19 protein-coding genes and 4 pseudogenes are annotated in these 24,163 nt (G+C 69.5%); 17 read left to right on the top strand and 6 right to left on the bottom strand.

The window, feature by feature from the left end:
• Window position 1 precedes the first annotated feature (1 nt).
• The 3 genes from AC069T_RS31630 (at window position 2) to AC069T_RS31620 (ending at window position 6,528) form a co-directional block, all read left to right on the top strand.
• Window positions 2-3,820: a non-ribosomal peptide synthetase gene (locus AC069T_RS31630; RefSeq protein ID WP_478786003.1), complete on the top strand. Its 3,819-nt coding sequence runs from the start codon at window positions 2-4 to the stop codon at window positions 3,818-3,820.
• A 228-nt stretch (window positions 3,821-4,048) separates the two neighbouring features.
• Window positions 4,049-5,473 (top strand): FG-GAP-like repeat-containing protein, encoded by a 1,425-nt coding sequence (locus tag AC069T_RS31625; protein WP_478786002.1) that lies wholly within the window; start codon window positions 4,049-4,051, stop codon window positions 5,471-5,473.
• A 179-nt stretch (window positions 5,474-5,652) separates the two neighbouring features.
• Window positions 5,653-6,528: a potassium channel family protein gene (locus AC069T_RS31620; RefSeq protein WP_478786001.1), complete on the top strand. Its 876-nt coding sequence runs from the start codon at window positions 5,653-5,655 to the stop codon at window positions 6,526-6,528.
• 116 nt (window positions 6,529-6,644) lie between these two features.
• Here the strand turns inward: AC069T_RS31620 and AC069T_RS31615 are convergent, their stop codons facing one another.
• Window positions 6,645-7,349 (bottom strand): SCO2400 family protein, encoded by a 705-nt coding sequence (locus tag AC069T_RS31615; RefSeq protein WP_478786000.1) that lies wholly within the window; start codon window positions 7,347-7,349, stop codon window positions 6,645-6,647.
• 1,322 nt (window positions 7,350-8,671) lie between these two features.
• Between AC069T_RS31615 and AC069T_RS31610 the strand changes: the two genes are divergently transcribed.
• The 5 genes from AC069T_RS31610 (at window position 8,672) to AC069T_RS31590 (ending at window position 10,950) form a co-directional block, all read left to right on the top strand.
• Entirely contained in the window at window positions 8,672-9,013 is a 342-nt protein-coding gene (locus AC069T_RS31610; protein ID WP_478786041.1) for a peptidoglycan-binding domain-containing protein, read from the top strand.
• Window positions 9,014-9,304: 291 nt separating this feature from the next.
• Window positions 9,305-9,637 carry a putative quinol monooxygenase gene (locus AC069T_RS31605; RefSeq protein ID WP_478785999.1) on the top strand — a complete coding sequence of 111 codons (333 nt, stop codon included), beginning with the start codon at window positions 9,305-9,307 and terminating at the stop codon, window positions 9,635-9,637.
• 108 nt (window positions 9,638-9,745) lie between these two features.
• The gene (locus tag AC069T_RS31600; protein ID WP_478785998.1) at window positions 9,746-9,925 is read left to right on the top strand and encodes a DUF6480 family protein; all 180 of its coding nucleotides are present in this window, start codon (window positions 9,746-9,748) and stop codon (window positions 9,923-9,925) included.
• A 204-nt stretch (window positions 9,926-10,129) separates the two neighbouring features.
• Window positions 10,130-10,645 (top strand): hypothetical protein, encoded by a 516-nt coding sequence (locus tag AC069T_RS31595; protein WP_478785997.1) that lies wholly within the window; start codon window positions 10,130-10,132, stop codon window positions 10,643-10,645.
• Window positions 10,642-10,950, top strand: coding sequence for a hypothetical protein (locus tag AC069T_RS31590; RefSeq protein WP_478785996.1), 309 nt, complete (start codon window positions 10,642-10,644; stop codon window positions 10,948-10,950). The genes AC069T_RS31595 and AC069T_RS31590 overlap by 4 nt, the downstream gene beginning before the upstream one ends.
• A gap of 142 nt (window positions 10,951-11,092) precedes the next feature.
• Here AC069T_RS31590 and AC069T_RS31585 read toward each other — a convergent pair whose 3' ends face one another.
• Window positions 11,093-11,221, bottom strand: a complete 129-nt coding sequence (locus tag AC069T_RS31585) for a hypothetical protein (RefSeq protein WP_478785995.1) — start codon at window positions 11,219-11,221, stop codon at window positions 11,093-11,095.
• Between the two features lie 221 nt (window positions 11,222-11,442).
• Here AC069T_RS31585 and AC069T_RS31580 point away from each other — a divergent pair, with 221 nt between their 5' ends.
• Window positions 11,443-12,168, top strand: a complete 726-nt coding sequence (locus tag AC069T_RS31580; protein ID WP_478785994.1) for an acetoacetate decarboxylase family protein — start codon at window positions 11,443-11,445, stop codon at window positions 12,166-12,168.
• Between the two features lie 31 nt (window positions 12,169-12,199).
• A pseudogene (locus tag AC069T_RS31575) lies at window positions 12,200-12,355 on the top strand (IS630 family transposase); the annotation flags it as partial.
• Here AC069T_RS31575 and AC069T_RS31570 read toward each other — a convergent pair.
• The gene (locus AC069T_RS31570) at window positions 12,345-12,857 is read right to left on the bottom strand and encodes a DinB family protein (RefSeq protein WP_478785993.1); all 513 of its coding nucleotides are present in this window, start codon (window positions 12,855-12,857) and stop codon (window positions 12,345-12,347) included. The pseudogene AC069T_RS31575 and the gene AC069T_RS31570 sit on opposite strands and share 11 nt — an antisense overlap.
• 81 nt (window positions 12,858-12,938) lie before the next feature.
• Complete coding sequence (locus AC069T_RS31565; protein WP_478785992.1) at window positions 12,939-14,114, bottom strand: spore photoproduct lyase family protein; 1,176 nt, start codon at window positions 14,112-14,114, stop codon at window positions 12,939-12,941.
• A 499-nt stretch (window positions 14,115-14,613) separates the two neighbouring features.
• On the opposite strand from AC069T_RS31565, the gene pgm reads away from it, so the two are divergent.
• From pgm to AC069T_RS31545, 4 genes and pseudogenes are all read left to right on the top strand, one after another.
• Window positions 14,614-16,254, top strand: a complete 1,641-nt coding sequence (gene pgm, locus AC069T_RS31560; RefSeq protein ID WP_478785991.1) for a phosphoglucomutase (alpha-D-glucose-1,6-bisphosphate-dependent) — start codon at window positions 14,614-14,616, stop codon at window positions 16,252-16,254.
• A 228-nt stretch (window positions 16,255-16,482) separates the two neighbouring features.
• Window positions 16,483-17,127 carry a dihydrofolate reductase family protein gene (locus AC069T_RS31555; RefSeq protein ID WP_478785990.1) on the top strand — a complete coding sequence of 215 codons (645 nt, stop codon included), beginning with the start codon at window positions 16,483-16,485 and terminating at the stop codon, window positions 17,125-17,127.
• Window positions 17,128-17,479: 352 nt separating this feature from the next.
• A pseudogene (locus AC069T_RS31550) lies at window positions 17,480-17,954 on the top strand (transposase); the annotation flags it as partial.
• Window positions 17,955-19,139: 1,185 nt separating this feature from the next.
• Window positions 19,140-19,553, top strand: a complete 414-nt coding sequence (locus AC069T_RS31545) for a hypothetical protein (RefSeq protein WP_478785989.1) — start codon at window positions 19,140-19,142, stop codon at window positions 19,551-19,553.
• 137 nt (window positions 19,554-19,690) lie between these two features.
• Here the strand turns inward: AC069T_RS31545 and AC069T_RS31540 are convergent, their stop codons facing one another.
• The gene (locus tag AC069T_RS31540) at window positions 19,691-19,837 is read right to left on the bottom strand and encodes a hypothetical protein (protein ID WP_478786044.1); all 147 of its coding nucleotides are present in this window, start codon (window positions 19,835-19,837) and stop codon (window positions 19,691-19,693) included.
• Between AC069T_RS31540 and AC069T_RS31535 the strand changes: the two are divergent.
• Both AC069T_RS31535 and AC069T_RS31530 read left to right on the top strand, forming a co-directional pair.
• A pseudogene (locus tag AC069T_RS31535) lies at window positions 19,823-20,588 on the top strand (transposase); the annotation flags it as partial. The gene AC069T_RS31540 and the pseudogene AC069T_RS31535 overlap by 15 nt on opposite strands.
• A gap of 4 nt (window positions 20,589-20,592) precedes the next feature.
• A pseudogene (locus AC069T_RS31530) lies at window positions 20,593-20,796 on the top strand (transposase); the annotation flags it as partial.
• A gap of 9 nt (window positions 20,797-20,805) precedes the next feature.
• On the opposite strand, the gene AC069T_RS31525 reads toward AC069T_RS31530, so the two are convergent.
• The gene (locus tag AC069T_RS31525) at window positions 20,806-21,417 is read right to left on the bottom strand and encodes a pyridoxamine 5'-phosphate oxidase family protein (protein ID WP_478785988.1); all 612 of its coding nucleotides are present in this window, start codon (window positions 21,415-21,417) and stop codon (window positions 20,806-20,808) included.
• Window positions 21,418-22,468: 1,051 nt separating this feature from the next.
• Here AC069T_RS31525 and AC069T_RS31520 point away from each other — a divergent pair.
• Entirely contained in the window at window positions 22,469-23,908 is a 1,440-nt protein-coding gene (locus AC069T_RS31520) for an MFS transporter (protein ID WP_478785987.1), read from the top strand.
• Window positions 23,909-24,163: the final 255 nt, after the last annotated feature.

Genomic DNA, 24,163 nt, shown 5'->3' with positions numbered 1-24,163 from the left:
GATGATTCCGCTGTCGTACGTACAACGCCGCTACTGGTTCCTGCACCAGCTGGACGGTGAGGAGACCTGGAACATGCCGACGGCGCTGCGGCTGACCGGAACACTGGACGAGGCGGCCCTCGTCGCGGCGGTCCACGACGTGGTCGACCGGCACGAGAGCCTGCGCACCACGTACGTGGTTGACGAGGGGGGCGAGCCCTTCCAGCGCATCCTTCCCACGCCGGAAGCGCTGACGCAACTGCGGGTCCAGGTGGCCGAGGTGGCTCCCGGGGCCGTCGCCGGCGCCGTCGACGAGGCCGTCGCGCACGGGTTCGACCTCGCGGCCGAAATCCCCTTCCGCCCCCACCTGCTGCGCATCTCGCCGCAGGAACACCTCCTGGTCCTGGTCGTCCACCACATCGCCACGGACGGCACCTCTGCGGGGCTGATGGTGCGAGACCTCGCCGAGGCGTACGGCGCCCGCCGGGAGGGCCGGGCGCCCGGCTGGGAGCCGCTGCCGGTGCAGTACAAGGAGTACACGCTGTGGCAGCGCGAGGTCCTCGGCGACCTCGCGGACCCGGGCAGTCTCGGCGCGGCGCAGCTCGAGTACTGGCGCAAGGAACTGGCCGGAGTGCCGCAGCCGCTGAAGCTGCCGCTGGACCGGCCGCGGACCGCGGAGTTCTCGACGGACGGCGACACGGTCGGCTTCGTCGTGGAGCCGGGAGTGACGGCCGGCCTGGAGAAGCTCGCCGCCGACCGCGGAATGACCATGTCCATGGTCGTACAGACCGGGCTGGCCGTGTTGCTGTCCAAGCTCGGCGGCGGGGACGACGTGCCGGTCGGCAGCCCCATCGCCGGGCGGACCGACGAGGCCCTCGGCGACCTGGTCGGCTGCTTCGTCAACAATCTGGTGCTGCGCGTGGACCTCTCCGGCGACCCCTCCTTCGCCGACCTGCTCACCCAGGTCCGCGTCAAGGCGCTGGCGGCCTACGAGCACCAGGACGCGCCGTTCGACGTACTGGTCGAGTCGATCAACCCGGACCGCTCCGCGGCGTACCGGCCGCTGTTCCAGGTGATGTGCGGCTGGCAGAACTTCGCGAAGCCCGTCCTGGACTTCCCCGGGCTCGACGTGGAGCTACAGCAGGCCCTCACCACGAAGACCATGGTCGACCTGTTCTTCAGCATGAACACCGACGACTCCGGTGCGCTCTACGGCGACATCCAGTACGCGACGAGGCTGTTCGACCGGGAGACGGTCGAGGCCATGGCGGAGCGATTCGCACGGGTGCTGCGGCAGGTGGCCGCCGACCCGGACAGGTGCGTCGGGGACGTCGACGTGCTGAGCGAGCAGGAACGCCAGCGACTGCTGGTGGAGGTGAACGACACCGCCGAACCGACGCTCGAACCAGGCCTCGTGGAAGCGGTGCGCGAGCAGACGCGGGCGACACCGGGGGCACTCGCCGTCATCGGTGAGGAGACCTCGCTCACCTACCAGGAGCTGGACACGCGGTCGAACAGGCTCGCGCACTGGCTGGTCGGGCGCGGAGTGCGGCCGGAGTCACTGGTCGCCGTGTGCCTGCCCCGGTCCACGGAGCTGGTGGTGGCGCTGCTGGCGGTACTGAAGGCCGGCGGGGCCTACGTCCCCATCGACCCCGACTACCCGCGCTCGCGGATCGACCACGTGCTCGACCACGCCGAGCCGGTACTAGTACTCGACACCGACGCGCTCACCGGCGCGGACCGGGACGAGTACCCGGATTCGGCGCCCCAGGTGCTCGTACGGCCGGAGAACACCGCCTACGTGATCTACACATCGGGCTCCACGGGAACCCCCAAGGGCGTGGCGATCCCGCACCGCGCGCTGGCGAACTACCTGGCGACGACGCAGCGCCGGATCACGCTCTCGTCCGCGGACCGCATGCTGTTCAACACCACGGTGTCCTTCGACATCGCCGGCACCGAGTTGTACCTGCCGCTGATCAGCGGAGCGGCAGTAGTCGTGGCGGGAAGGGAAACCGTCACCGATCCGTCGGCCGTGACGGCGCTGATGAGCCGCCACCACGTCACCGTGGCGCAGGCCACCCCCGCGTTCTGGCAGATGCTCTCGACGCACCGGCCGGACGCCCTGCGGGGACTGCGGATCATGGTCGGCGGCGAGGCACTGCCGGTACGGCTGGCCGAGACGCTGGCCGAGCAGGCCGCCGAGGTGAGCAACTGGTACGGCCCGACCGAGACGACGATCTGGTCGACGACGGCGCCCGTGAAGGCGGGGGCGGGCGTGCCGGCGATCGGGACACCGATCGGGAACACCCAGGTGTACGTGCTCGACGCACGGCTGCGCCCGGTTCCCCGCGGTGTGCAGGGCGACCTGTACATCGCAGGCGACGGACTGGCCCGCGGATACCAGGGCCGGCCGGAGCTGTCCGCCGAGCGGTTCGTCGCCCGCCCCTTCGGCCCCGCCGGCGCGCGGATGTACCGCACCGGAGACCTGGTGCGGTGGGACAGGCACGGTCGGCTGGAGTACATCGCGCGCAGCGACTTCCAGGTCAAGATCCGCGGATTCAGGATCGAGCTGGGCGAGATCGAGCACGTACTGGCCGGGCACCCCGGCGTCGCACAGGCGGCGGCCGCGGTGCTGGAGAACCAGGAGGGCGACAAGCGCATCGTGGGGTACGTGGTGCCCGCGCCCGATGCCACGCAGGCCGACCCCCAGGCACTGCCCGCCCAACTGTCCGCGTACCTGCGGGAGCGTCTGCCGGACTACATGGTGCCGTCCGCTGTGGTCCCGCTCGCGGAGATCCCGCTGACCCCGAACGGCAAGACCGACCGGCTTGCTCTGGCGACGCAGGACGCGACCACCACGGTCACGGTCAGCCGGGAGCCGCGCAACTCGCACGAGGAGAAACTGTGCGCGATCTTCGGCGAGCTGCTCGGCCTGGACAAGGTCGGCGTCGAGGACAACTTCTTCGCGCTCGGCGGGCACTCGCTCCTCGCCACCCGGCTCAGCAGCCGCATCCGCAACCAGTTCGCCGTCAACGTGCCCCTGCGGACCATCATCAAGTTCCCGACGGTGGCCGAGCTGGCCGCGCTGCTGCTCACCGGCGCCATCCCCGACGATGTCGCCGACCCGTACGGGGTCGTGCTGCCGGTGAACCACGACCCCGGCACGGGCAGGCCTCCGGTGTGGTTCTTCCACGGAGGGGGCGGACTGGGCTGGGCGTACTTCAGCTTCGCGACGTTCCTCCAGGACCGGCCCGCCTATGCTCTGCAGGCCCGCGGCTCCAACGGCACGGACGTGCCCGCGGCGTCGGTGGAGGAGATGGTCGAGGACTACGTCACCCAGATCCTCGAGGTCCAGCCGGAGGGGCCCTACCACCTGATCGGCTGGTCCTACGGCGGCACGGTCGGGCACGCCGTGGCGGAAGCGCTCGACCGGCGCGGACACGAGGTCGGACTGATGGCCATCCTCGACTCGCACCCCGGCGGGCAGGGGTTCTCCGACATCCACGCAGGCAAGGAACTGTGTGAGTACCGGGAGGAGTTGGAGGAGTACTTCGGTCAGTACGTCAGCACCGACAACCAGGACGAGTTCCTGGACGACATGTCGAAGGTCCTGGCGAACAACATGTCCGTCATGATGAAGTTCGAATCCCCGGTCTACCGCGGCGATGTGCTGTTCTTCAACGCGACGCTCAAGGACGACATGTACGACCACCTGTGGCGGCCGTACGTCCTCGGCGACATCCAGGTGCACGACGTGCACGCCACGCACCACGAAATGCACCTGCCCGCACCCCTGACCGAGATATTCGAGGTCATCAACCGCGAACTCGCGCAATGACCGGACGCCGAATGCCCGGAACCTGACCGACATGATCATCGTGGGCTGCTCGGGCGACCGAGCAGCCCACGGACCGCGACGGCCGTCCTCTGCCGGCCCGGCCGGCCTCCCTGTCCGTGGCTCCTGTTCACCCTGCCTTGCTGCGCGTACAACCCTTCGTCCACCCGAGGGGTCGTAGATCACCGACGCCGGTACCGACGTCGGTTCGACAGACAGGGGAGCATCACCTTGCGCGCACGTACTCTGGCCATTGCCACGGCTGCCGTCCTCGCCGTCGCGGGGCTCGGCGCCCCCGCCGCAGTCGCGGCGCCCTCCGCACTGCCCGACGACTTCAACGGCGACGGCTACCGCGACCTCGCCATCGGCACCCCCAAGGCGAGCGGGGGCACGGTCACCGTCCTCTTCGGCTCGGCCTCCGGTGTCAGCCCCGCGCGCTCGGTGAACATCACGCAGAACACCGCGGGCGTTCCGGGTGCCTCGGAGCCCGAGGACAAGTTCGGGGAGAACGTCACCAGCGGTGACGTCGACGGTGATGGTTACGCCGACCTGATCGTCGGCGCGCCCGCCGAGGTGGTCACCGGCAAGGCGCGCGGCTCGGTGACCATCGTGTGGGGCGGGGCCAGACCGTTCACGTCCGGCGGTATGGCGCTCACCGCCCCGAGCGCCGAGGCCGACTTCTTCGGTGAGGGCACCTCCTTCTCCGACCTCGACGGCGACGGCACCGGCAACCTGGTCGTCCTGGGCGGCAACACCTTCTGGTGGTACGCCGACGGGAAACCCACCCAGGGCGGCGCACTGGCGCCGGAGGTCGGTTTCGTGCCCGAGAACGTACATCTGGACGGTGTCGTCGCAGGTCACTTCTCCAACACCGACGGCAGCGACTACGTGGTGCACGGGCGGATACTGGACGCCGACGCGGGCACCTCGGGTAATTACGTCGGGCTCCTGCGCGGCGGCCCCGGGGACATCGGCCACCACTACTCGGTGCTGGCCGAAGGTGTCGCTCCGGGAGGCGCTTCCTGGGCGCCGGCCGTGGCGGGCGGAGACATCAACGGTGACGGATACGACGATCTGGTCACCGGCAACACGGCGGTCGGACAGGGGGGTTCGTTCACCGTGCGGTACGGCAGGGCGGCCGGGCTCCCCGTCACGGGCACGACCTACACCCAGGACAGCGCGGGCGTCCCCGGCACTGATGAGCCGTACGACAACTTCGGTGCGGCCGTGGCGGTGGGGGACGCGACCGGTGACGGCCGTGCGGAGGTCGCGGTCGGCGCCACGTACGAGGCCGTGGACGGCCGCAGGAGCGTCGGCAACGTCGTCCTGCTGAAGGGCGGTTCGGGGGGCTTGGCCGCGAGCGGCGCCCAGTCCTTCCACCAGGCCACCCCGGGTGTGCCGGGCGCCGCCGAGGCGGGTGACCACTTCGGTTCCTCGCTGCGGCTGCGTGACATCAACGGCAACGGCAGGGCGGACCTGGCCGTCGGCGCGTTCGGCGAGGACGTCCTGCCCGAGGGATACGACGACGGCGCGGCCTGGGTCCTGCGTGGCGCGACAACGGGATTGACCAGCACGTACGCCACGGCCTTCAACGCGACGGACTTCGGCTACCCCGTCGTCGACGGGCGCAGGTTCGCCGACGTGTTCGGCCGCTGACCGGTCGGACGAGATGCCGCCGGCGGACGAGATGCCGTCGGCGGACGAGAAGCCGCCTGCGGACGAGAAGCCGGCTGCGGCCAGAGCATGATCGAAAGACGGCAGGGCACGGGGCAGAGGGTTCGTCACGTCAGGCGAGCTGCCTTCGATCACCGACCGGAGAGGGATCAGACACCTCTATGAAGTGGCTTGTCACGCTGGCAGGAGCAGGGCTCGTCATGGTCGGCCTGCGGGATGTCTTTCACACGCTCTGGCACCCCACGCGCGACGGAGGACTGAGCCGGCGCGTCATGATGGTGTTCTGGCGACTGTCCTCACGGCTGGGCCGTCGTCGCGCGGCCGGGCTGGCCGGACCACTCGCCATGGTCACGGTCGTGGCGCTGTGGGCGTCCACCGTCACGGTCGGCTGGGCGCTCATCTACTGGCCCCACCTGCCCGACGCCTTCTCTTTCAGCACAGGCCTCGAACCGGCCGAGCACGCCGGCTTCCCGGACGCGCTCTACATCTCCATGGTCACCGTGGGCACCCTCGGCCTGGGTGACATCACCCCGGAAACCGGATGGGTGCGCGTTCTCCACCCCATGGAAGCCATCGTCGGTTTCGCCCTGCTGACCGCCACCGTCACCTGGGTTCTCGGCGTCTACCCCGCCCTCGCCCGCCGCCGAGCGCTGGCCCTGCGCCTGTCGCACCTGCGGCGCACCCGGCCCACGAAGCGGCAAATGGACTCCGCCGCCGGAGCGGCCATCCTCGAAAGCCTGGCCTCGGGCGTGGCGACCGTCTCCGTCGATTTCCTCCAGTACGCCGAGTCCTACTACTTCCACGACGGCGACGCGCACACGTCCCTTGCCAACAACATCCGCTATGCGGAGGAGCTCGCCGAATTGGCGGTCACCACCGAACGGGACGACGTGCGGCTGTGCGGGAACATACTGCGCACCGCGCTGGAGGATCTCGCCCGCATCCTGGAGCAGCGATTCATACCCCCACAGAAACCCGGTTCGGTCGCGTTCGCCGCGTTCATTCAGGACCACGGCGCTCAGCGCGAGTCCGACTGAGGAGAACGAGGGCCCAGTGGCTGCCGTATCCGTCGGGTGACGAAGGCACTCCACCAACACACACCTGCGTGCGGACAGGCGGAGGCTACTGCGCGCTGAGGAACCCGGTCAGTGACTCAGCCCCCGGCTTCCCTTCCGCCACTCACTGAGCCGCTCACGGAGGGAGAGGCGCTGACGCCGCCCGAGGGACTTGCGGAGGGCGTCGCGGACGGGGTCGCCGTCCGCGAGGGCGAGCCGGGGCGGCTACTGGAGGGTCGGGGGGTCGGTTTCGCCTTCCGCGGTGGGGGCGCGCTGGTGGTGGCGGGAGGCCGGGAGACCGGTGACTTGCTGCGCGTCGCCGTCGGAACGGGACGCCGGATGCCGTCACCGTTTGGGTCCCGGACGCCCTTTCGGGCGGGGTGCGTGGTCGCACGCTCCGGTGAAGCGGGTGAATCGGTGACGGGCATCCCCGGTGTCTCGGGGGATGACGGTGCCGGGATCGATGCTGCCCGTGGGGCTGGCGGCTGGGAAAGCACCGAGGCGGTGGCCAGGCCTCCGAGGAGGGTGAAGGCGGCGGCGGCAAGAGACCGGACGGCATACTTTCTCCGCCGCGCCGGACGGTCGTCTTCCGGACTGTCTTGCGAGGGCGTCGGTGACCCGGAAAGGGGGGATCGAGAGGAGCTCGGCCCCGTACTGAGGCGGACCTCCGGCATCGCGACGTCGACGGCCGGAGCACCGTCCGTCCAATCGCCCGGCTGTGCCATGTCAGGGTCGTATGCCCCGCACTCCGGGCAGGTTACGGCGCCGTTGAGCGTGCGGTTGCACGGGATGCAGTAGTCCATGAAGCGACCGATCTCAGTCCTTGAGTCGACGGGAGAGAAGGTGCCCCGAAGCCGGACAGCAGTCAGCGCCGGGGAGACGCCACTTGGCTTGTTTCGGACCGATCTTCCACATGTGCGGACCTCCCTTCCTCACCGGTCTGCAGGCGGGTCACCGGTTACTGGGGTCAACGGGGCGGATCGGTTGAGTGCTCAGCCGCGATCTGAAAAGTGGGGTAGGCAACTCTGTCGGACGCTGATGTCGACGGACTCCCAGGACGACGTCACACTCATGCGGAAAGATCCCGTAGAGGACGAGAACCTGGCCTTGAATAAGGCGTGGGTTACACACCGGCCGGGGGATGAGGACAAAGCCGCGTGGCCTACGTATCTGCCTCCGAAGACAAGAAAGGTGGGGCCCCCGCCACTTGGCCGCCCCATGCAGAGGTCCTCGTCACCATCCGACCCCTGGTACCTGACCGCCGCTGACGAAACACACGGCCTTTCAGGAACAGGACAAAGCTGAGGAGGCAGCGGTGGGTCCCGACGACGCCGACGCTGAGCGCACTCCCGCCGCAGACCCTGACATCGCGCGGGAGATCAGGGACTCCTTCCAAGCCGTGCTGGACGCTTTGGATGCCGCACGCGCCGACCTCCTGCGCGAAGAGGAGCAGGAACACGCCGAGGGTTCGTCCCGACCCCGGAGCCGGCACGGTTCCCCGACCGGGGATGCCCGCTCTCCCCAGCCGGCCCTGCCCCCGTCCTCGACCCCCGCTTCCTCCGCATCCCGCCCGGCACTGCCGGTCCGACGTGTGTCGTCAGGCACGCAACCAGGGTCTCCCGGGCCCCACCGGCCAACAGCCGCTGAATCGCTGCCGACCGGCGGCCCGCGCCAGGCCAACACCCCGCAGGCTGTCGTGGCGGAGACACCGGGATTGCCCAGAGGACTGGAGACCGTCCCGCCGCCGTCGGTGGGAAGGACTCCGACGGCCAATGGACCGGGCCCGGAAGCAGTCGCACCGACTGTGGCTCTCCCCACTCCGGCTCCCTGTCAAGAGAGTGGGCAGAGCAGGAGCCCCCGGCCGGGCACCGCTCGGTCGGACTCCCCCTCTTGTCCGGCCGTCCCACCAGACCAGCTCGCCACCGCGCCTTCGGTGGGATCTGCTCCGTCTGTCCGCGCACACGGAAGGAGGACCAGTGGCAGACGGCGGCGAGCCACCAGCCGCAGGAACCTGCGCGTCACCGGAATCTTCGGGCTGGGCGCGGCCAGCGGGCTGATCCTCGCCTCCTGGCTGCTGACCGACCACAACGCCGAGCCTGCGACCTCCTCCTCGCCTTCCGGGCGCATGGAGACCCCGGCGCCTGTGACTCCCGCGCCGAAGGACCCCTCTCCCCAACCTCCAGGGCGGACGAACCACTCGCAGCCCGGCACAGCAGACCCGCCGCTCCCCGAAATCCCGGGCACGGGCGTCCTACGCCAAGGCGACAGCGGCCATGGCGTCTACGAGTTGCAGGTACGCCTCCTGCAAGTACCGGGCATTTACGACGGTGGCCCGATCGACGGCCGCTACGACACGGGGGTCCGAGAGGCAGTGACCCTGTTTCAGAGGCGGTACGGCGTCCGGGGCGATGAGAGCGGCGTCTACGGCGACAACACACGTTTCGCCCTGATGCGGCGGACCAAGTAGCGGACGACGGAAGGTCGGGGGTCCCGGTATCGGCCGGACGCTGTTCGTGGCGCACCTCAGGGGGCCGCGGGCCGTGCGGCGAAATGCCGCGACGCCGCGGTGTCGCGGCGCCCGCAAGCCGGCGACGGCAAGCCGGACTCGTACGATCGTCTCGCCATGAGTCCTGAAGGCGCGGCCGGAGAGAAGGCAGAGCCCCGGCTGCCCGCAAAGAAGATCGCCTCGTCGTCCCTGCCCGTGCCGTACGCAACACCTGTTTGACGCAAGACGCACAGACTTCAGTGAAGGAATCCCATGATCTTCATCACCGCCAAGTTCCGAGTCCGGCCCGAGCACGCCGACCGCTGGCCCGAGATCGCCGCCGACTTCACCCGGGCCACGCGCGCCGAGCCCGGCTGCCTGTGGTTCGACTGGTCGCGCAGCGTCGAGGAGCCGACGGAGTACGTCCTTGTCGAGGCCTTCCGCGACGAGGAGGCCGGGGCCGCGCATGTGCAGTCCGCGCACTTCAAGGCCGCGCAGCAGACGCTGCCGCCCCATCTGCTGGAGACGCCGCGCATCGTGAACGCGACCGTTCCGCAGGACGACTGGTCACTCCTCGGGGAGATGGCGGTTCCCGAACAGGGGTAGCTCTGCGTTCCGGATGATCGCAGTCGTTCCCGATATCCCCGGATAGCGGGCAGCCCTCAGGGAGGCGCAGCGGGTGCGCGTGGCCCGTGCGTGGAGGAGGGTTGAAGTATGACGGAACCGCTCGTCCCTCCCGAAGAGACACCACCGGTAGAAGGTTCCACTGCCGAAGCCCATCAGGAGCGGGCTGACGGCGGTCCATGGGAACACCCGAAGATCTGGATCTTCCTCATCATCGCCGGGGCTGTGATCGTGGCTGCGTACTTCATCGCCCGGATCATCTCCTTCTGATCAGCTGCGGGTGGCGGCTTCGGTCGTCGTGCCCCGTGCCCCGTGCCCCGGCATCGGCTGCCGGCAGGCTTGGTGTGCTCGTGTCGGTCGCGGAGCTTGCGCACCGTGCCAACCGTCGGCGCGGGGTCCTCGCAGGAAGTCCGGACCGCTGGGGCTTACCGCAGGTCCGGGTGATGAGTGGCAGGACCCGGGTACCCGGCGCGCATGATGAAGCAGGCTTTGTGGCAGGGACTGATCGCAGGGGCCGTCGGAGCGGCAGCGATGACACTCGGGGAGAAGGCGGAGCAGCGCCTCACCGGGCGGCCGGACTCGTATGTCCCGGGCAGGACCATGAAGCGGCTGGCCGGCATGCCGGAAGGGGCAGCACCGGTCGCTTCGAACCGGGCCATGCACGTGGGCCAGGCCGCTGCCATGGGCGTCCTGCGGTCGGTCATGGCCCACGCCGGTCTGCGTGGACCCCTGTCCTCGGGCAAGTTCACAGTCGTGCGCCTGACCGCCGACCAGATCCTGGAGAACGCCACCGGCGTCGGCGCTCCGCCGCAGACCTGGCCGCGGGCAGAGCTGCTCGTGGACGTGCTGCACAAGACCGTTCACGCGTTCGCCACCGGCGCCGTTGCCGATGCTCTGGCCGCCCGCTCCGGCCCGGGACCTGGTCAGCGTCACGCAGCGATGGTGCCGGGCCGCCACACCGGAGTCGGTCCTCCGCCGCGCTCGGCATGAGCCGCGTCAGGCAATACGCGGTCGCCGCCTCCGGCCAGTGGGTCGACGAGGAGGAGGGGCGGCGTCGGCTGCCCGCCGGAGAGGTCCACGCCTGGGAGCAGGGCATGAACCAGACCGTCTGCGGACTGTCCCTCAGCCGCTCTCAGCTGATCCGCTTCCCCCACGTCACCTGGCAGGACACCTTCCCGCAGTCCGGAGGCGCCGCGGACCGGGTGCGACGCCAGTGCCCACGCTGTGCTTCCGTCGCGGGACACAGCGGCGGCGACGCACGCCCCCGCTGGCACCGCACCACCCCCCGGCCTTGAAGGACAGCCGCGAGGCCCTCTTCCGCCCGCCCCCAGTGACCCTTGTCGGCCGAGGTCAGAAACGGCACGTGTGGCACGCTCGCTCGGCCACTTGCCGGTCGACGGCCGGACTGCACCGCGGCCGCCGACCGGCAGGAGGGCGTCAGCCGTCGCCCATGGCCTTGCGTACGGCGTCGCGGGTGCGGTCCATCAGTGCGGCGACGGGGCCCAGCGCCATGTTGGCCTTCGCGGACTCCCCTTCGGCCTGCACCCGGTTCGCCTGCCTGGTCACACCCGGTTCGCCTGCCTTCCGGGCCGGCAGCCCGGCGTTTCGCTCTGCGGGCCTGGTCTCCCGCGGCGCGTGTCCGGGAGGCGGGAGGCCGGGAGGCCGTTCGGCAACACACCCGCCGCCGGAGCATTCGGTGGCCGCACTGGCCGCATTGGCCGGCTGTTCGGCGCCTCGGTGGAGGTGATCTGCTGCGAGACCGCAAGCCGCGGAGGAAGGTCGTCCGTATGCACCGTGTTTTCGCCCGGCTCGCCGGCGCCCCGGGTATCGCTTTCAGTGCGCGGGAGCGGGCCGCGTCGTCGGGCAGCCGGACGCCGGCCCCGTGGGAGGTGCGTGCCCGGGCCCTGTGCTGGGCCGCGCGTCCCGGCGTCGGTGCCCGCGCGGCCTTGGAGGAGGTGGTCGCGGCCCGGGTCCGCGTGAACGCCACCCCGGTCATGGTGGTGGGTGCGCTGATCCGTTACGAGGCGACACCGGTGGGCCCCTACGACGAGGTCACCGCGGTGGTGGTCTACCGGCGGGCCGGGTCCCTCTTCGCCACCGTGCCTTTCATGGCCGTAAGCTCCCCCGCCGGCCTGGCCGCCGGCCGGGAGAACTGGGCCCTGCCCAAGACCCTGGCCCGCTTCACCCACGAGCCGCCGCAGGTGGGCGCGGGTGGCTGTGGCGCCCGCAGTGCGGCGGCCGGCGACGGCTGGCGCGTCGAGCTCCGCGTGGGCGGCACCGGCCGGATCCCGATGCCGGTGTATGTGCCCGGGCTGCTGCCGCTGGTCCAGCTCGGCCCCGGCGGCACCCTCCACCTCACCCGCGTGGGCGCACGCGGCCTGGCGCGCCGTGCCCACGTCGACGTCCGCGTCGACGCTCCACCGTCCCTGCGCGCCTTCTTTCCCGCCGGCCGGCACACCGCCCTCCTCCTGACCCGGCTGGCGGTCCGTCTGCCCCCGGCCGACCGCCGGTGACGCCGGCCTCGGACACCAACAGCTCGCGGCCAACCGCATCGAGGCCCAGTTCACCGCCCTGCGCTACTTCACCGTCGACGGCACCGACCACGCCGACCACAAGGAACAGGGCAGCATGATCGGCCGCTACATCAGCTGGCGAAACCGCCACGCCGACGACCGACGCCTACGCGGCGTTACACGCCGGTGGTGCCGTCGATGCGTTCCCGGAGTAGATCGGCGTGGCCGTTGTGGCGGGCGTACTCCTCGATCATGTGGACGTAGATCCAGCGGAGACTGACGTCCTGCTCCATGAAGCGCCCTGTGTCAGCCAGAGCGCGCTCCGCGCAGTGCTCACGGGCGCGAGCGATCTCCGCTTGCCAGATGGCGAGGGCGTCGCGCAGGGTGGCGCCCTCGGACAGTTCGAAGCCGCCGTCGGGGCCTTCCGGGTCAGCCTGCGGGTCGTGGATGGGCGGGGCCGGTTCGCCGGCGAACACGCGGCGGAACCAGTTCCGCTCCACCTCCGCCATGTGCTGGACGAGGCCGGTCAGAGTGAAGCCGGACGGTGGCACGGACGCGACGGCGGCCTGCTCATCGTCCAGGCCCTCGCACTTCCTGGCGAGTGTCGTGCGGTGAAAGTCCAGCCAGCTTTCGAGCGTGGTGCGCTCGTCCGCGTTCAGCGGCGGCATGGGGCGTTCGATGGTGGCCATCGGTCGATTATCGCCAGCGGGCGAAGCCGTCGACAGGCAGCGCCCACAACCGGGGGAACGTTGCCTGATGCGGCACTGGTTTCAGAAGGCGTAGCGGATGCGCAGCCATGGGGTGTGGGCGGCGATGAGTTCACGCAGCCGCTGCACCGCCTGTGCTTTGACGGGGCCCGCGTAGCGCACATTCAGTGCGCCGTTGTGGGACCGTTTGGTCTCCTGCAGCTCCGGCCGCCAGAGGACGTCCTCGGCCTGGGGGTGCCAGCCGAGGTTGACCTCGTGCAGCTCCCGGTTGTGCGTCAGCATGATCACTTCGGCGGCGGCCTGCTGCTTCACCCGGGCCGGGAGTACGTCGTCGAGGTGCGTCAGGAGCTGTGTCCAGGCCTCCTCCCAGCCGGGGCGCACCACGACGGGGGAGAGGTTGAAGTGGACCTCGTAGCCGGCGTCCAGGAAGTCGGCGGCGGCGGCGATGCGATCGGCGACGGGTGAGGTGCGCACGTCCAGCAGCCGGGAGTCCTGCGGAGGCATCACCGACATGCGGATGCGGGTGCGTCCGCGCGGGTCCAGGGCCAGCAGGTCGGGGTTGACGAATTTGGTCGCGAAGGACGCCTTGGCGGTGGGCCACTGCCGGAAGGCGTGGACGAGGTCGGCGGTGTTGTCGCAGATCAGGGCGTCCACCGAGCAGTCGCCGTTCTCGCCGATGTCGTACACCCACGCGGTGGGATCACATTGGTTGGGTTCGCGCTTGGGGCCTTGGCGGGCGATGTGCCGACCGATGTGGGCGATGATCTGCTCAATGTTGGTGAAGACAGTGATCGGGTTGGCGTAGCCCTTGCGGCGGGGCACGTAGCAGTAGGCGCAGGCCATCGCGCAGCCGTTGGAGGCCCCCGGGGCGATCCAGTCGGCGGAGCGGCCGTTGGGACGCGTGCTCGGCGACCTGCGCTCCCCGAGCACGAGCGTCTCGCCCTTGATACGGACCCAGCGTGCCACGTTGCCCTCGTTGCCGTGCAGGCCGGGGATGCGCCAGTGGGAGTCCACCTCGACGACCTGCGCCTCGGGGAAGCGGGCGAGGATCTGCCGGCCGCGCGCGGACGCGGCCGCCGCGGGCTCGGCGTGGATCTCCCGCACGGGCAGCAGACGCCGCGCCGCGGGGGAGTCCCGATAGCCCGGGGCGCCGCCGCCGGGCGCGGGGGCGGGAGCCAGGGCGTCGAGCCCGAACAGGGTGCCGGAGTCCTCGTCCGGGGAGGTGGACGGGTGGGGCATGAGCGCTCCCGGGGGGCGGGTGGTGCGGGAGGTGAACGGTCACAACAGGGACGAAAACGTACGTTCCACTGTACGGGGGTGCGGGAGTGCGGGGGTGTGGCTGTACGGGTGTGCGGACGACGTGTGCGAGCTTGCCGCCCCGTAGGCGGACCTGCCGCCCCCTCGCTGGACCGGCCCTCGCTGTCGCCGCCACTGACGAGGAGTGTCCAACCGGCGGCCGCCGGGATCAGGGCGAGACCGGGCGAGGGAGGGGAGCAGAAGGCCGAGGGTGTCCAACCGGCGGCTGCCCGGGGGACAGGCCGGTGGCCCGCTCACGACGCACCGGGGCAGGGGAGGGGCAGGTCGAGTTCGTCGTCGATATGGGCAACGCTGTCGACGGGTCGGTGCCGCATCAGTCCAGGTTGTGTCCCCGCGGTGGCCGTTCGGTGTGGGTCCGGGCGAGCTGGGCAGGGAAGAATGGGGCGGTACCCAGCAGTCGACTTTGCGGAGGAGCGGACAGATGCAGGACGCGCGAGCAGGGCAGATCGCCGGGCCCGGGGACCTTGTCGATGTGGCGCGCCTGGTCACGGCGTACTACGCGCTGCACCCCGACCCGGCCGATCCCGGGCAACGCGTGTCGTTCGGCACCTCGGGGCACCGCGGCTCCTCCCTCGCGACGGCGTTCAACGAAGACCACATCGCAGCCACCAGCCAGGCCATCTGCGAGTATCGCGCTGCCCAGGCCACTACCGGCCCGCTCTTCCTCGGCGCGGACACCCACGCCCTGTCCGAGCCCGCGCGGATCACGGCACTGGAGGTGTTCGCGGCCAACGACGTGACGGTTCTCATCGACCAGGCCGACGGCTACACCCCCACTCCGGCGGTCTCGCACGCCATCCTCACCCACAACCAGAACCGCACGTCCGGCCTCGCCGACGGTGTCGTCATCACCCCTTCGCACAACCCGCCGGCCGACGGCGGCTTCAAGTACAACCCTCCCAGCGGCGGCCCTGCCGGCTCCGAGGCGACCTCCTGGATCCAGGACCGCGCCAACGAGATCATCACCGCGGGGCTCAAGGACGTACGGCGCATCCCCTACGCCCGTGCCCTGGCCGCACCCGGCACCGGCCGCCACGACTTCCTCGGCACTTATGTGACCGACCTGCCGAACGTGCTGGACCTCGAGGCGATCCGGGCCGCCGGCGTACGGATCGGCGCGGATCCCCTGGGCGGCGCCTCGGTCGCCTACTGGGGCCGCATCGCCGAACAGCACAGGCTCGACCTGACGGTGGTGAACCCCCTCACCGACCCCACCTGGCGCTTCATGACGCTGGACTGGGACGGCAAGATCCGCATGGACTGCTCCTCGCCGTACGCCATGGCCTCGCTCATCGAGCAGCGCGACCGGTTCGACATCGCCACCGGCAACGACGCCGACGCCGACCGGCACGGCATCGTCACACCGGACGGGGGACTGATGAACCCCAACCACTATCTTGCCGTGGCGATCTCATACCTGTTCTCGCACCGGGAACAGTGGCCGGCGGGCGCCGGGATCGGCAAGACCCTGGTGTCGTCCAGCATGATCGACCGGGTTGCGGCGGACGTCGGCCGGCAACTGGTCGAGGTCCCCGTGGGGTTCAAATGGTTCGTGGACGGACTGGCCGACGCCACACTCGGCTTCGGCGGCGAGGAGTCGGCCGGTGCGTCCTTCCTGCGCCGTGACGGCTCGGTGTGGACCACCGACAAGGACGGCATCATCCTTGCCCTCCTCGCCTCCGAGATCACAGCCGTGACCGGCAAGACGCCCTCGGAGCACTACGCGCAGCTCACCGACCGCTTCGGCGCCCCCGCCTACGCGCGCATCGACGCCCCGGCCTCCCGCGAGGAGAAGGCACTGCTCGCCAAGCTGTCCCCGCGCCAGGTCACCGCGGACACCCTGGCCGGCGAGCCGGTGACCACGGTCCTCACCGAAGCCCCGGGCAATGGCGCCGCCCTCGGCGGGGTGAAGGTCGCCACCGCCAACGCCTGGTTCGCGGCCCGCCCTTCGGGCACCGAGGACGTCTACAAGATCTACGCGGAGTCCTTCCATGGCCCGGACCACCTGAGCCGGATCCAGGAGGAAGCCAAATCCATGGTGCTCGCGGCATTGAGCGCCTGACGCTCGCCTGAGGCAAGGAACTCCTGCTCAGCCTCATGGAGCCTATGGCTGTCACGGCCACCTTGATGCCGTCCGTGTCCGCCACGGGCACACTGCGAACAGGGGCCACTTCCTGACACGCCTGGAAAAAGGTTGCGGGCCACTGTCGATCCGGCCACGTCCCATTCGACGTATTGGCATGCGGCCGCCCGGCCACACGATGACGCGACAGACCCGGCGAGGGACCACATGGATCAACTACTGAGAGTCATGAACTTCGGCGTCTCGAGTGACGGGATCGGTGCCGGTGCGGACCAGAGCCTCGAGCAACCGTTCGGCCACGTCGATCCCGGGAGGCTGTTCGCCTGGGCCGGAGCCACGGCGAGCTGGCCCATGCGCACGGATCCCGGAGGAAGCAGGGGACTCGACGACTACTTCACGCGGGACTTCGCACGCAACATCGGGGCCGAGATCATGGGCCGCAACAAGTTCGGGCCCCAGCGCGGGCCCTGGCAGGACCATGAGTGGCGCGGTTGGTGGGGTGAGGAACCCCCGTTCCATACACCGGTGTTCGTCATGACCCACCACAGGCGTCCGTCGTTCACGCTCTCCGACACCACGTTCCACTTCGTCGACGGCGACCCGGCCACGGTCCTCGAACGGGCGCGCGAAGCGGCGCAGGGCAAGGACGTCCGACTCGGCGGCGGGGTCACCACGATCCGGCAGTTTCTCGATGCTGACCTCGTCGACACCATGCACGTGGCGGTCTCGCCGGTGAAGCTCGGGTTCGGACTGCGACTCTGGCAGTCCCCGGATGAGCTCCTCGACCGGTTCCACCTGGAGATCGTGCCCAGCCCGAGCGGCGTGACGCACCACCTGTTCTGGCGGAGGTGAGGCGGGGCCCCACTCGAGTTCAGGCATCGACTGAGAGCGGGTGTCCACACCAGTGGATGCCCTTCTCGCTGCGGATGCGCGTTCCTTGCGCTGGGCGGCGCATACGTCCGGGTGACGGGCGTTGGCGTCGCGTCGGCGCAGGGAAGAGTGCAGGCTCTGAATCTGCGCGTCGGCTGCTGTGGTTCCGGTCCGCCGGGGTGAACAGGCGCAGCGGGCCGAAGTACGCCTCGACTTCCACCCCGGACACCTGCCTCGCAGGCACGGGGCAGACCGCTCGACCATGGGTTCGAGGACCGCGCTGAAGTGCCTTCGGCCAGAGCCCCGGCCCAGCACCGGTTGAAGGCCAGCCGCCATGCGCCGACGCCGCTACCCCTCCGACACCACCGACGCCGGATGGGCCCTGCTCGAACCCCTTCTCCCCGTCCCGGCCTGGGGGACAATCACCGGCGGTCGGCCCGAGAAGCCCGACCGGCGCGAGACCGTCGACGCGATCCGCTACGTCGTTGACACCGGCTGCACATGGCGGGCCCTGCCGACGGACCACCCGCCCTGGCGAACCGTCTGGGGATTCATGGCCCGCTGGGCCGCCTGCGGCGTCATCAACCAGATCAGCGACGCCCATCTCCCAGCGCATCCGCCGCGAGATGGGGAAAGGCCCCCGCGCGGTCGCCACCGTCATCCTGCCCCGCCGACGGGTCGCGGAACGGACCTGGTCGTGGATGATGCGGGCCCGCAGACACGCACGCGACTACGAACGACTGATCCCGCACTCGGAAACCCTCATCACCTGGGCAGTCATCACCCTCATGACCCGCCGCATCACCAAGGCACGCAAGCCCCCCGAGCGCTTCTCACCCCTGCCCTGACCAGGAACCCCAAACTCTCGGACCCACCTACACAACGTCAGCACCGCACCCCACCACCACAGCACTTGTCATGGCGGCCGCACAAACAGGCATCTGCGGGGTTGGTGACGGATCTTGGCCCAGCCGCGCGCCGAGGGCCGGTAAGGCTGGTTCCTGCCCTCGGTAACGATGCCCTCAACTCCGGACACCTAGGTCCAGGACTTCAGCCACTCGCGCGCCGTGGGCTGCTGCCAAAACGCTGCTCTTCGACGTGTACTACGACGGTGACCGGCGGCTGCCCAAGTTATTGGGCAGCCGCCCGAAACCGAGGTCGACCGTGGGCGGCGTGGCCTGGCAGGGTCAGCTCAAGGTGGCGCATTCCGCGACGGCATAGAAGGTGGTGTCCTCAAGTCCTTCGATGGTCACTTGCCATGAGTCGCCCGGGCCCCTCTGGTTCTCACGGACAACGTACTCGACATCCGGGTTGGGTGGCGTCGGAGCGGCGACGAACCCGCCGCCTGTGACGACCGTTCCGGCGGGGCACGTCGCGGTGGATGTAGCCGTGCCGCCGCCGCCCTCAGCCACTACCGTCGTTCCCTCAACCTGGACGGTGGTGAGAACGGCATCCGGACCGGGTTCCGTGCCCGTTCCCCACGCCGTGGGGGTGGGCGAATGCGGCACCAGCACCGAACACGCTGACACTTCCGACAACTAGGCGTCTATTTCTGGATATTGCGTGGAATGAGCTGCGATTTAACTGCAACACGCCCCAGTTCGCGAAGGAGTGACGCACCCGCCGCGGGTGCGGGGGCAGCCCTGACGACTTGGCGTCCCGACCCTGTAGGCCGCAGGTGCAACGCATCCGCGGCACTGGTTGGGCTATTCCAGGACACCGACAGAATGCTCGTGGCAGCGGAGTCGAGGCCGCTGACTGCGCCGCCAATCTTGGCCGAAGCGACATTCAGTCGACTGCCTCACTACATAAGGCCCGGTCTTATGGGATCAGAAACGCTAACTCAGATTGTCGTTTAACGTTCAGTGTCGAACGCAGCTCGAACCTGGGGACTCGGAGATGGATGTGGCTGAATACTCCGTAGACGTATTGGTGTCCCCTGGTCAGATTGGAAGGGCTTCTTCTGTGTTTTCGCTTCTCTTCCGGGAGACCGTATGCGCCTTATGAAGATGGCTGCTGGCCTTGGCACCGCGACCCTGACGGCTGGCATGCTCCTCGGGCTACCGGCGACGAGCGCGCAGGCCGTCGAGTACCCCACCACCCCGGGGATCCATGTCCCTTTCGGGGCCACCTACACCATGGGCACGGCCGCCTGGTACAACCGGTCGGTCACTCTGGCCGGTGAGCACCGAGCCATCAGCTCCAGCGGATGCCGGGCGACCTGGATGTACACCTACGACGCCAATGGAAAGCAACTGGGCAGCCGCGGCACGAGCATCATCTGCAACCAGACGGCCAGCTTCACTCTCAACGTTCCCGCCGATGTTCCGGGCGGGGCTGCCGAAATCAAGGTCTGTCTGGATGACGCCAACTACGTAGACCTGGCTTGCAAGGTCTACTACAGGTGACCGTGATCCGGCGGCATGCCGAGAGCTGAGACCGGTGCCGAGGAGGGTGCCTGTTCCGAGGGTTGGAGCAGGCGCTTCTACGGGGTTGCTAGGGCAGAGCCCTAGCAAGCTCTGTGGCGAACGCGGTTCGAACTTGATCAGAGCTTTCGCAGTTCAGCGGACGAGGAGGCGGCCTCCGTCTGATCCTGTGCTCCGTCACAGAGTGGCTCAGCGCGAAGGCCGTGGTCGTGGTCGTGGTCGTGGTCGTGGTCGTGGTCGTGGTCGTGGTCGTGAGTTTGGTGCATCAGGGCGTCCTGCGGGATGCGTTCGTGGAAGTGTCACACTTCCCGTCGGAGCTGTACGCGTGTCTGACCCGCGCGGGGCGAAGCCGTGTTCGAGCTATGCGACGCGCTGCTATGCACGGACTGGCGGATGCGGACGCTGGTCGATCTCGCGCTCGCGCCCGAACACCGCCGTGGTCACGGGGCTCTGTACGGCGGTCTCAACCAGGGCCGGATTGACGTCGCCCGGCTGCGTCGGGCCTGGCCGGAGTGCCGTTGCCGCGGGCGGCGGACGGTCGGCTCGTGCTGGCGGTGGATGTTTCGCCGTGGCTGCGACCGGACGCCAACACCTGTGCTGACCGGGCCTTTTGCCACACGTTCGGCCGGGGTGAGGGCAAGCATCAGATGGTGCCGGCTGGCCGTACTCGGTCGTGGCCGCGCTGGAGAGTGGCCGCACGTCCTGGACGGCGGTGCTGGACGCGGTCCGCGTGGAGCCCGGCTCCGACGTCGCTGCGGTGACCACCGTGCAGATCCGTGAGGTCATCGAGCGGCTGGGGTTGCCGCCGGCCACTGGCGGCCGGGTGATCCGGAGGTCCTGGTCGTGCTGGACGCCGGATACGACGCTCCGCGTATCGCCCACCTGCTGGCGGGGCTGCCCGTCGAGATCCTCGGCCGGGTCCGTTCAGATCGGGTGATGCGGCGTCCGACGCTCTCCCGCAAGGAGTTCAGTCTGGCCAACCCCAAGGGCGGCCGACCGCTCAAGCGCGGCGGCGAGTCGACGCGGCATCACCCACCGCATCGCTCGCATAGGCACCGAGGCCTCACAACAGCTGGGTCGGCACCGCTGGACCATCGAACAAACCATGGCCTGGCTCGCCGGCTGCCGCCGCCTCCACCGACGCTACGAACGCAAAGCCGACCACTTCCTCGCCTTCACGAGCATCGCCCGCACCCTCATCTGTTACCGCAGACTCACGAAATGAGATGGCGTCTTAGGAAGGAGTGGGGGTTGGAGCAGGGGTTTCGGTGAAATAGTCGGCGTCCTTGGGGCGGGTGCGCGCGAGTTTCAGCGTGCGGGGGGCGGGTTCGAGATGCGGGATGTGTTTGGAACAGTGCACATAGGCCTCGTGGAGGGTGATGAGCGTCCACAGTGCGGGTTGGCGCCCGGGGGCGGTGTCTGCGGGTATCTCGGGGTGGGCGGTACGCAGTTCCTCGTCGGTGAGGAGCTGGGCCGAGCCGTTGACGTGCAGTCCGATGTGGTCGTGGGTGAAGTCCATGAAGAGCAGACCGATGTGCGGGTTCTCGGTGACGTTTCCGGCACTGGCCAGGACACCGTTGCCGCGGTACTCGGGGTAGGTCAGGGTGTGGTCGTCCAGGACGGTGACGAAGCCCGGGGGGCCGGCGCGGAAGCTGGCGTCGCAGTGGCCTTGGGCGTCGGCGGTGGACAGGAAGACCATGGACTGGCGACGGATGAAGTCACGCATGGCGTCGGTGAGGTGTGCGTGGACTTGTCGGTTGTAGAAGGTTTCGGCGCGTTCACCAGTGCCGAGTCGGGTCTGCAGTCGTCGCTCGCCCTGTGAGGGGATGGCATCGTGGTACGTCACAGCGAGTCGTTCTCCTGACTGAGCCTGGCTGGCACGAGAGGGGCGGTTAGGACGGGAGTTGCGATCGGTTCGTGGTGGATGTAGGCCCGTGGTGTGCCCTGGTGCAGGAGGCCTTCCAGGCTGTGGCCACCGTGGTGGGGCGGGCCGCACAGGAAGGCCTCGTGCCGGTTCCAGGGCCCGGCTTCGTGCAGAGCCTGCGCCGGCGTGCCTCGCTGACCGGGGATGCTCTGGCGGCACACTGCGGCGCGGACGGGCACCAGTGTTGGCGCTGGGCCATGCGCAACATCGTCCCCGTCCTGCCCATCGAAGGGCGCCGATACCTACTACCAACCCTTGAGCCACAAACCACCCCCGAAACCCAGGCGAACCACCGACCATCCTAGAAGCGCCCTTGCCCGGGCCGGCCGCGGGCCGAGCAGCCCGGCCGGACCGGTCGCGGTCACGCCCTGCTCGCGCTTCTCATAGGGGCCGTGGACGAGGGCGTCTGCGAGTTGGTGGTCTGTGCGAGCCGCTCCAGGGTCGCGGGTTGGCCGTTCAGTGCTGACGGGCGACCGAGTTCCTGCTGATGGGGCCGGTTCCCAATGCGGTCTGTTGTCGATCAGCAGATGCGGGTTGGCCGTGTCTGGTTAACGGTGACGGCAGAACTCCGCTGGTCTCTTGGCAAGTTGGAGGGTGAGATCGTGCGGCGGACGTGCGCGGCCATCGGAGGCCTCAACCAGAGGCCGGAGGTCAGCACACGGTGCCCGCACGGTCCCAGCCGGGAGCGCAGGCCTCGACGGTGAGCGCGTCGACGACGCCTCCCTGCCGCAGGTGCAGCCCGGCAGAGCCAGACCGCGTCGAGGGAGTGGTCGGAGTGGTGCCTCAGTACGACAGCGGGCTTGTCCATGATCCGCTTGTCGCCCCAGTCCAGCCAGGTCGCGCGGCGCGTCAAGGTTGCAGGCGAACGCCTCGAAGCGGTGGTTGCCCCGCAAGGGTTCCCGCCCACGCCCACTCGTTGCCGTTCGTGCGGACAAGGTTGCCATTTCAAACTCGCTCGCGTTACCTTGCGACCATGATAGTTGGAAAGTCAAACTCGCTGGCTCGCGGGCGGGCCACCGTCTGGATCGTCTCGGCCGGCGTCTTCGTCGTGAACCTGGACCTCTTCATCGTCAACGTGGCCGTCCCCGCCCTCAGTAGTTCCTTCGGCGGCGCCTCGCTCGCTTCGTTGTCCTGGGTACTAAACGCCTACGCGATCGTCTTCGCCGCGCTGCTCGTCGTGGCCGGCCGGCTCGCCGACCGGTACGGCCACCGCCGCGGCTTCCTGCTCGGGCTCGCGGTTTTCACCGCGGCCTCCGCGCTCTGCGCCGTTGCACCCGGCGCCGGTTGGCTGATCGCCGCCCGGGCGCTGCAGGCTGTCGGAGCCGCCACCTTGATGCCCACATCGCTCGCACTGCTGCTCGTCAACACCCCGGCCGAACGCCGCTCCCGGGCCATCCGGGGATGGGCGGCCATCGGCGGTATCGCGGCGGGTCTGGGACCTGTGGCCGGTGGACTGCTCGTGGAGGCCGACTGGCGCTGGGTCTTCCTCGTCAATGTGCCGGTCGGCGTGGCCGGTCTGATAGCAGGAGCGCGGCTGCTGCCCGACGCCCGCCCGGACCGCGAAGGGCCGCTGCCGGACCTCGCGGGGGCCGCCCTGCTCACGCTCGGGATCGGCGCACTGGCTCTTGGCCTGGTCAAGGCCGGTGCCTGGGGCTGGAGTTCGCCCGGTGTGGTCGGCGCGCTCGCCGTCGCGGCCGTTCTCGGCGTGGCCTTCTGGCTGCGGTCGGCGCGGCATGCCGCACCGGTCGTCGAGCTTTCCCTGCTGCGCATCCCCGCCTTCACCGTCGCTACCGTCGCGGCGCTGTTCTTCACCGTCGCCTTTGCCGCGATGCTGCTCACTTCCGTGCTTTGGTGCCAGCAGGTCTGGGGCTATTCGGCGATCCGTACCGGCCTGGCGATCGCACCGGGACCGCTGGTTGTACCCGTGCTCGCCTTGACCCTTGGGCCGGTCGTGCAGCGATTCGGCGCGGGGTGGACGGCGGCGCTCGGCTGCCTGCTGTTTGCCGGAGGTCTCGTCTGGTGGGCTCTCGCGCTCGGTAAGGACCCGCAGTACGCAACCGCGTTCCTCCCCGGCATGTTGCTCAACGGCATCGGAGTGGGCTTCGCCCTGCCGACCCTGGTCGGCGCGGCCGCCGCAGCGCTCCCACCGCACCGCTTCGCCACCGGGTCGGCCGTCACCACGATGGCTCGTCAGACGGGTTCCGTACTGGGCGTTGCCGTCGTCGTCACCCTCCTCGGTGAACCCCGCACCACACACGCCGCGCTCATCGGGTTCCGTCACGGCTGGACAGCGGCCGCGGTGGCCGCCGGGATCGCAGCCTTGGTGGCGCTGTCCCCGGTGTCACGCCGGGTGCGTCGGTCAGGTTCGCGGGTGGGTGCGGGTGGCCCGACTGTGTCCTCTGCGTCTGGGTGACGGGCTGGGGGTTGTTGCCGCCCGGTCCGTTGCCCTGAACTGCCCGGGCGTGGGGTGGCGTGGGTTGGCTCGTGCTGTGGGGGTTGTTTTGGGTCGCGGGGCGGTTGGGTGTGCTGGGGGGTCTGGTGTGGGTTTGTGGTTTCGGGGATGAGACCGGAGGGTTTGTTTGGTGGGGGTGGGGTGGTGGTGGGTGGCTGGTTGTCTGGCTGGTTGTCTGGCTGGGGGGTGGTGGGTGGTGGGTGCGTGTGGGGGGTT

Source organism: Streptomyces sp. NPDC043867 (genome assembly GCF_056435845.1).
Note: the sequence above shows the minus strand (reverse complement) of the source record. Positions and strands in the feature narration are given on the sequence as shown.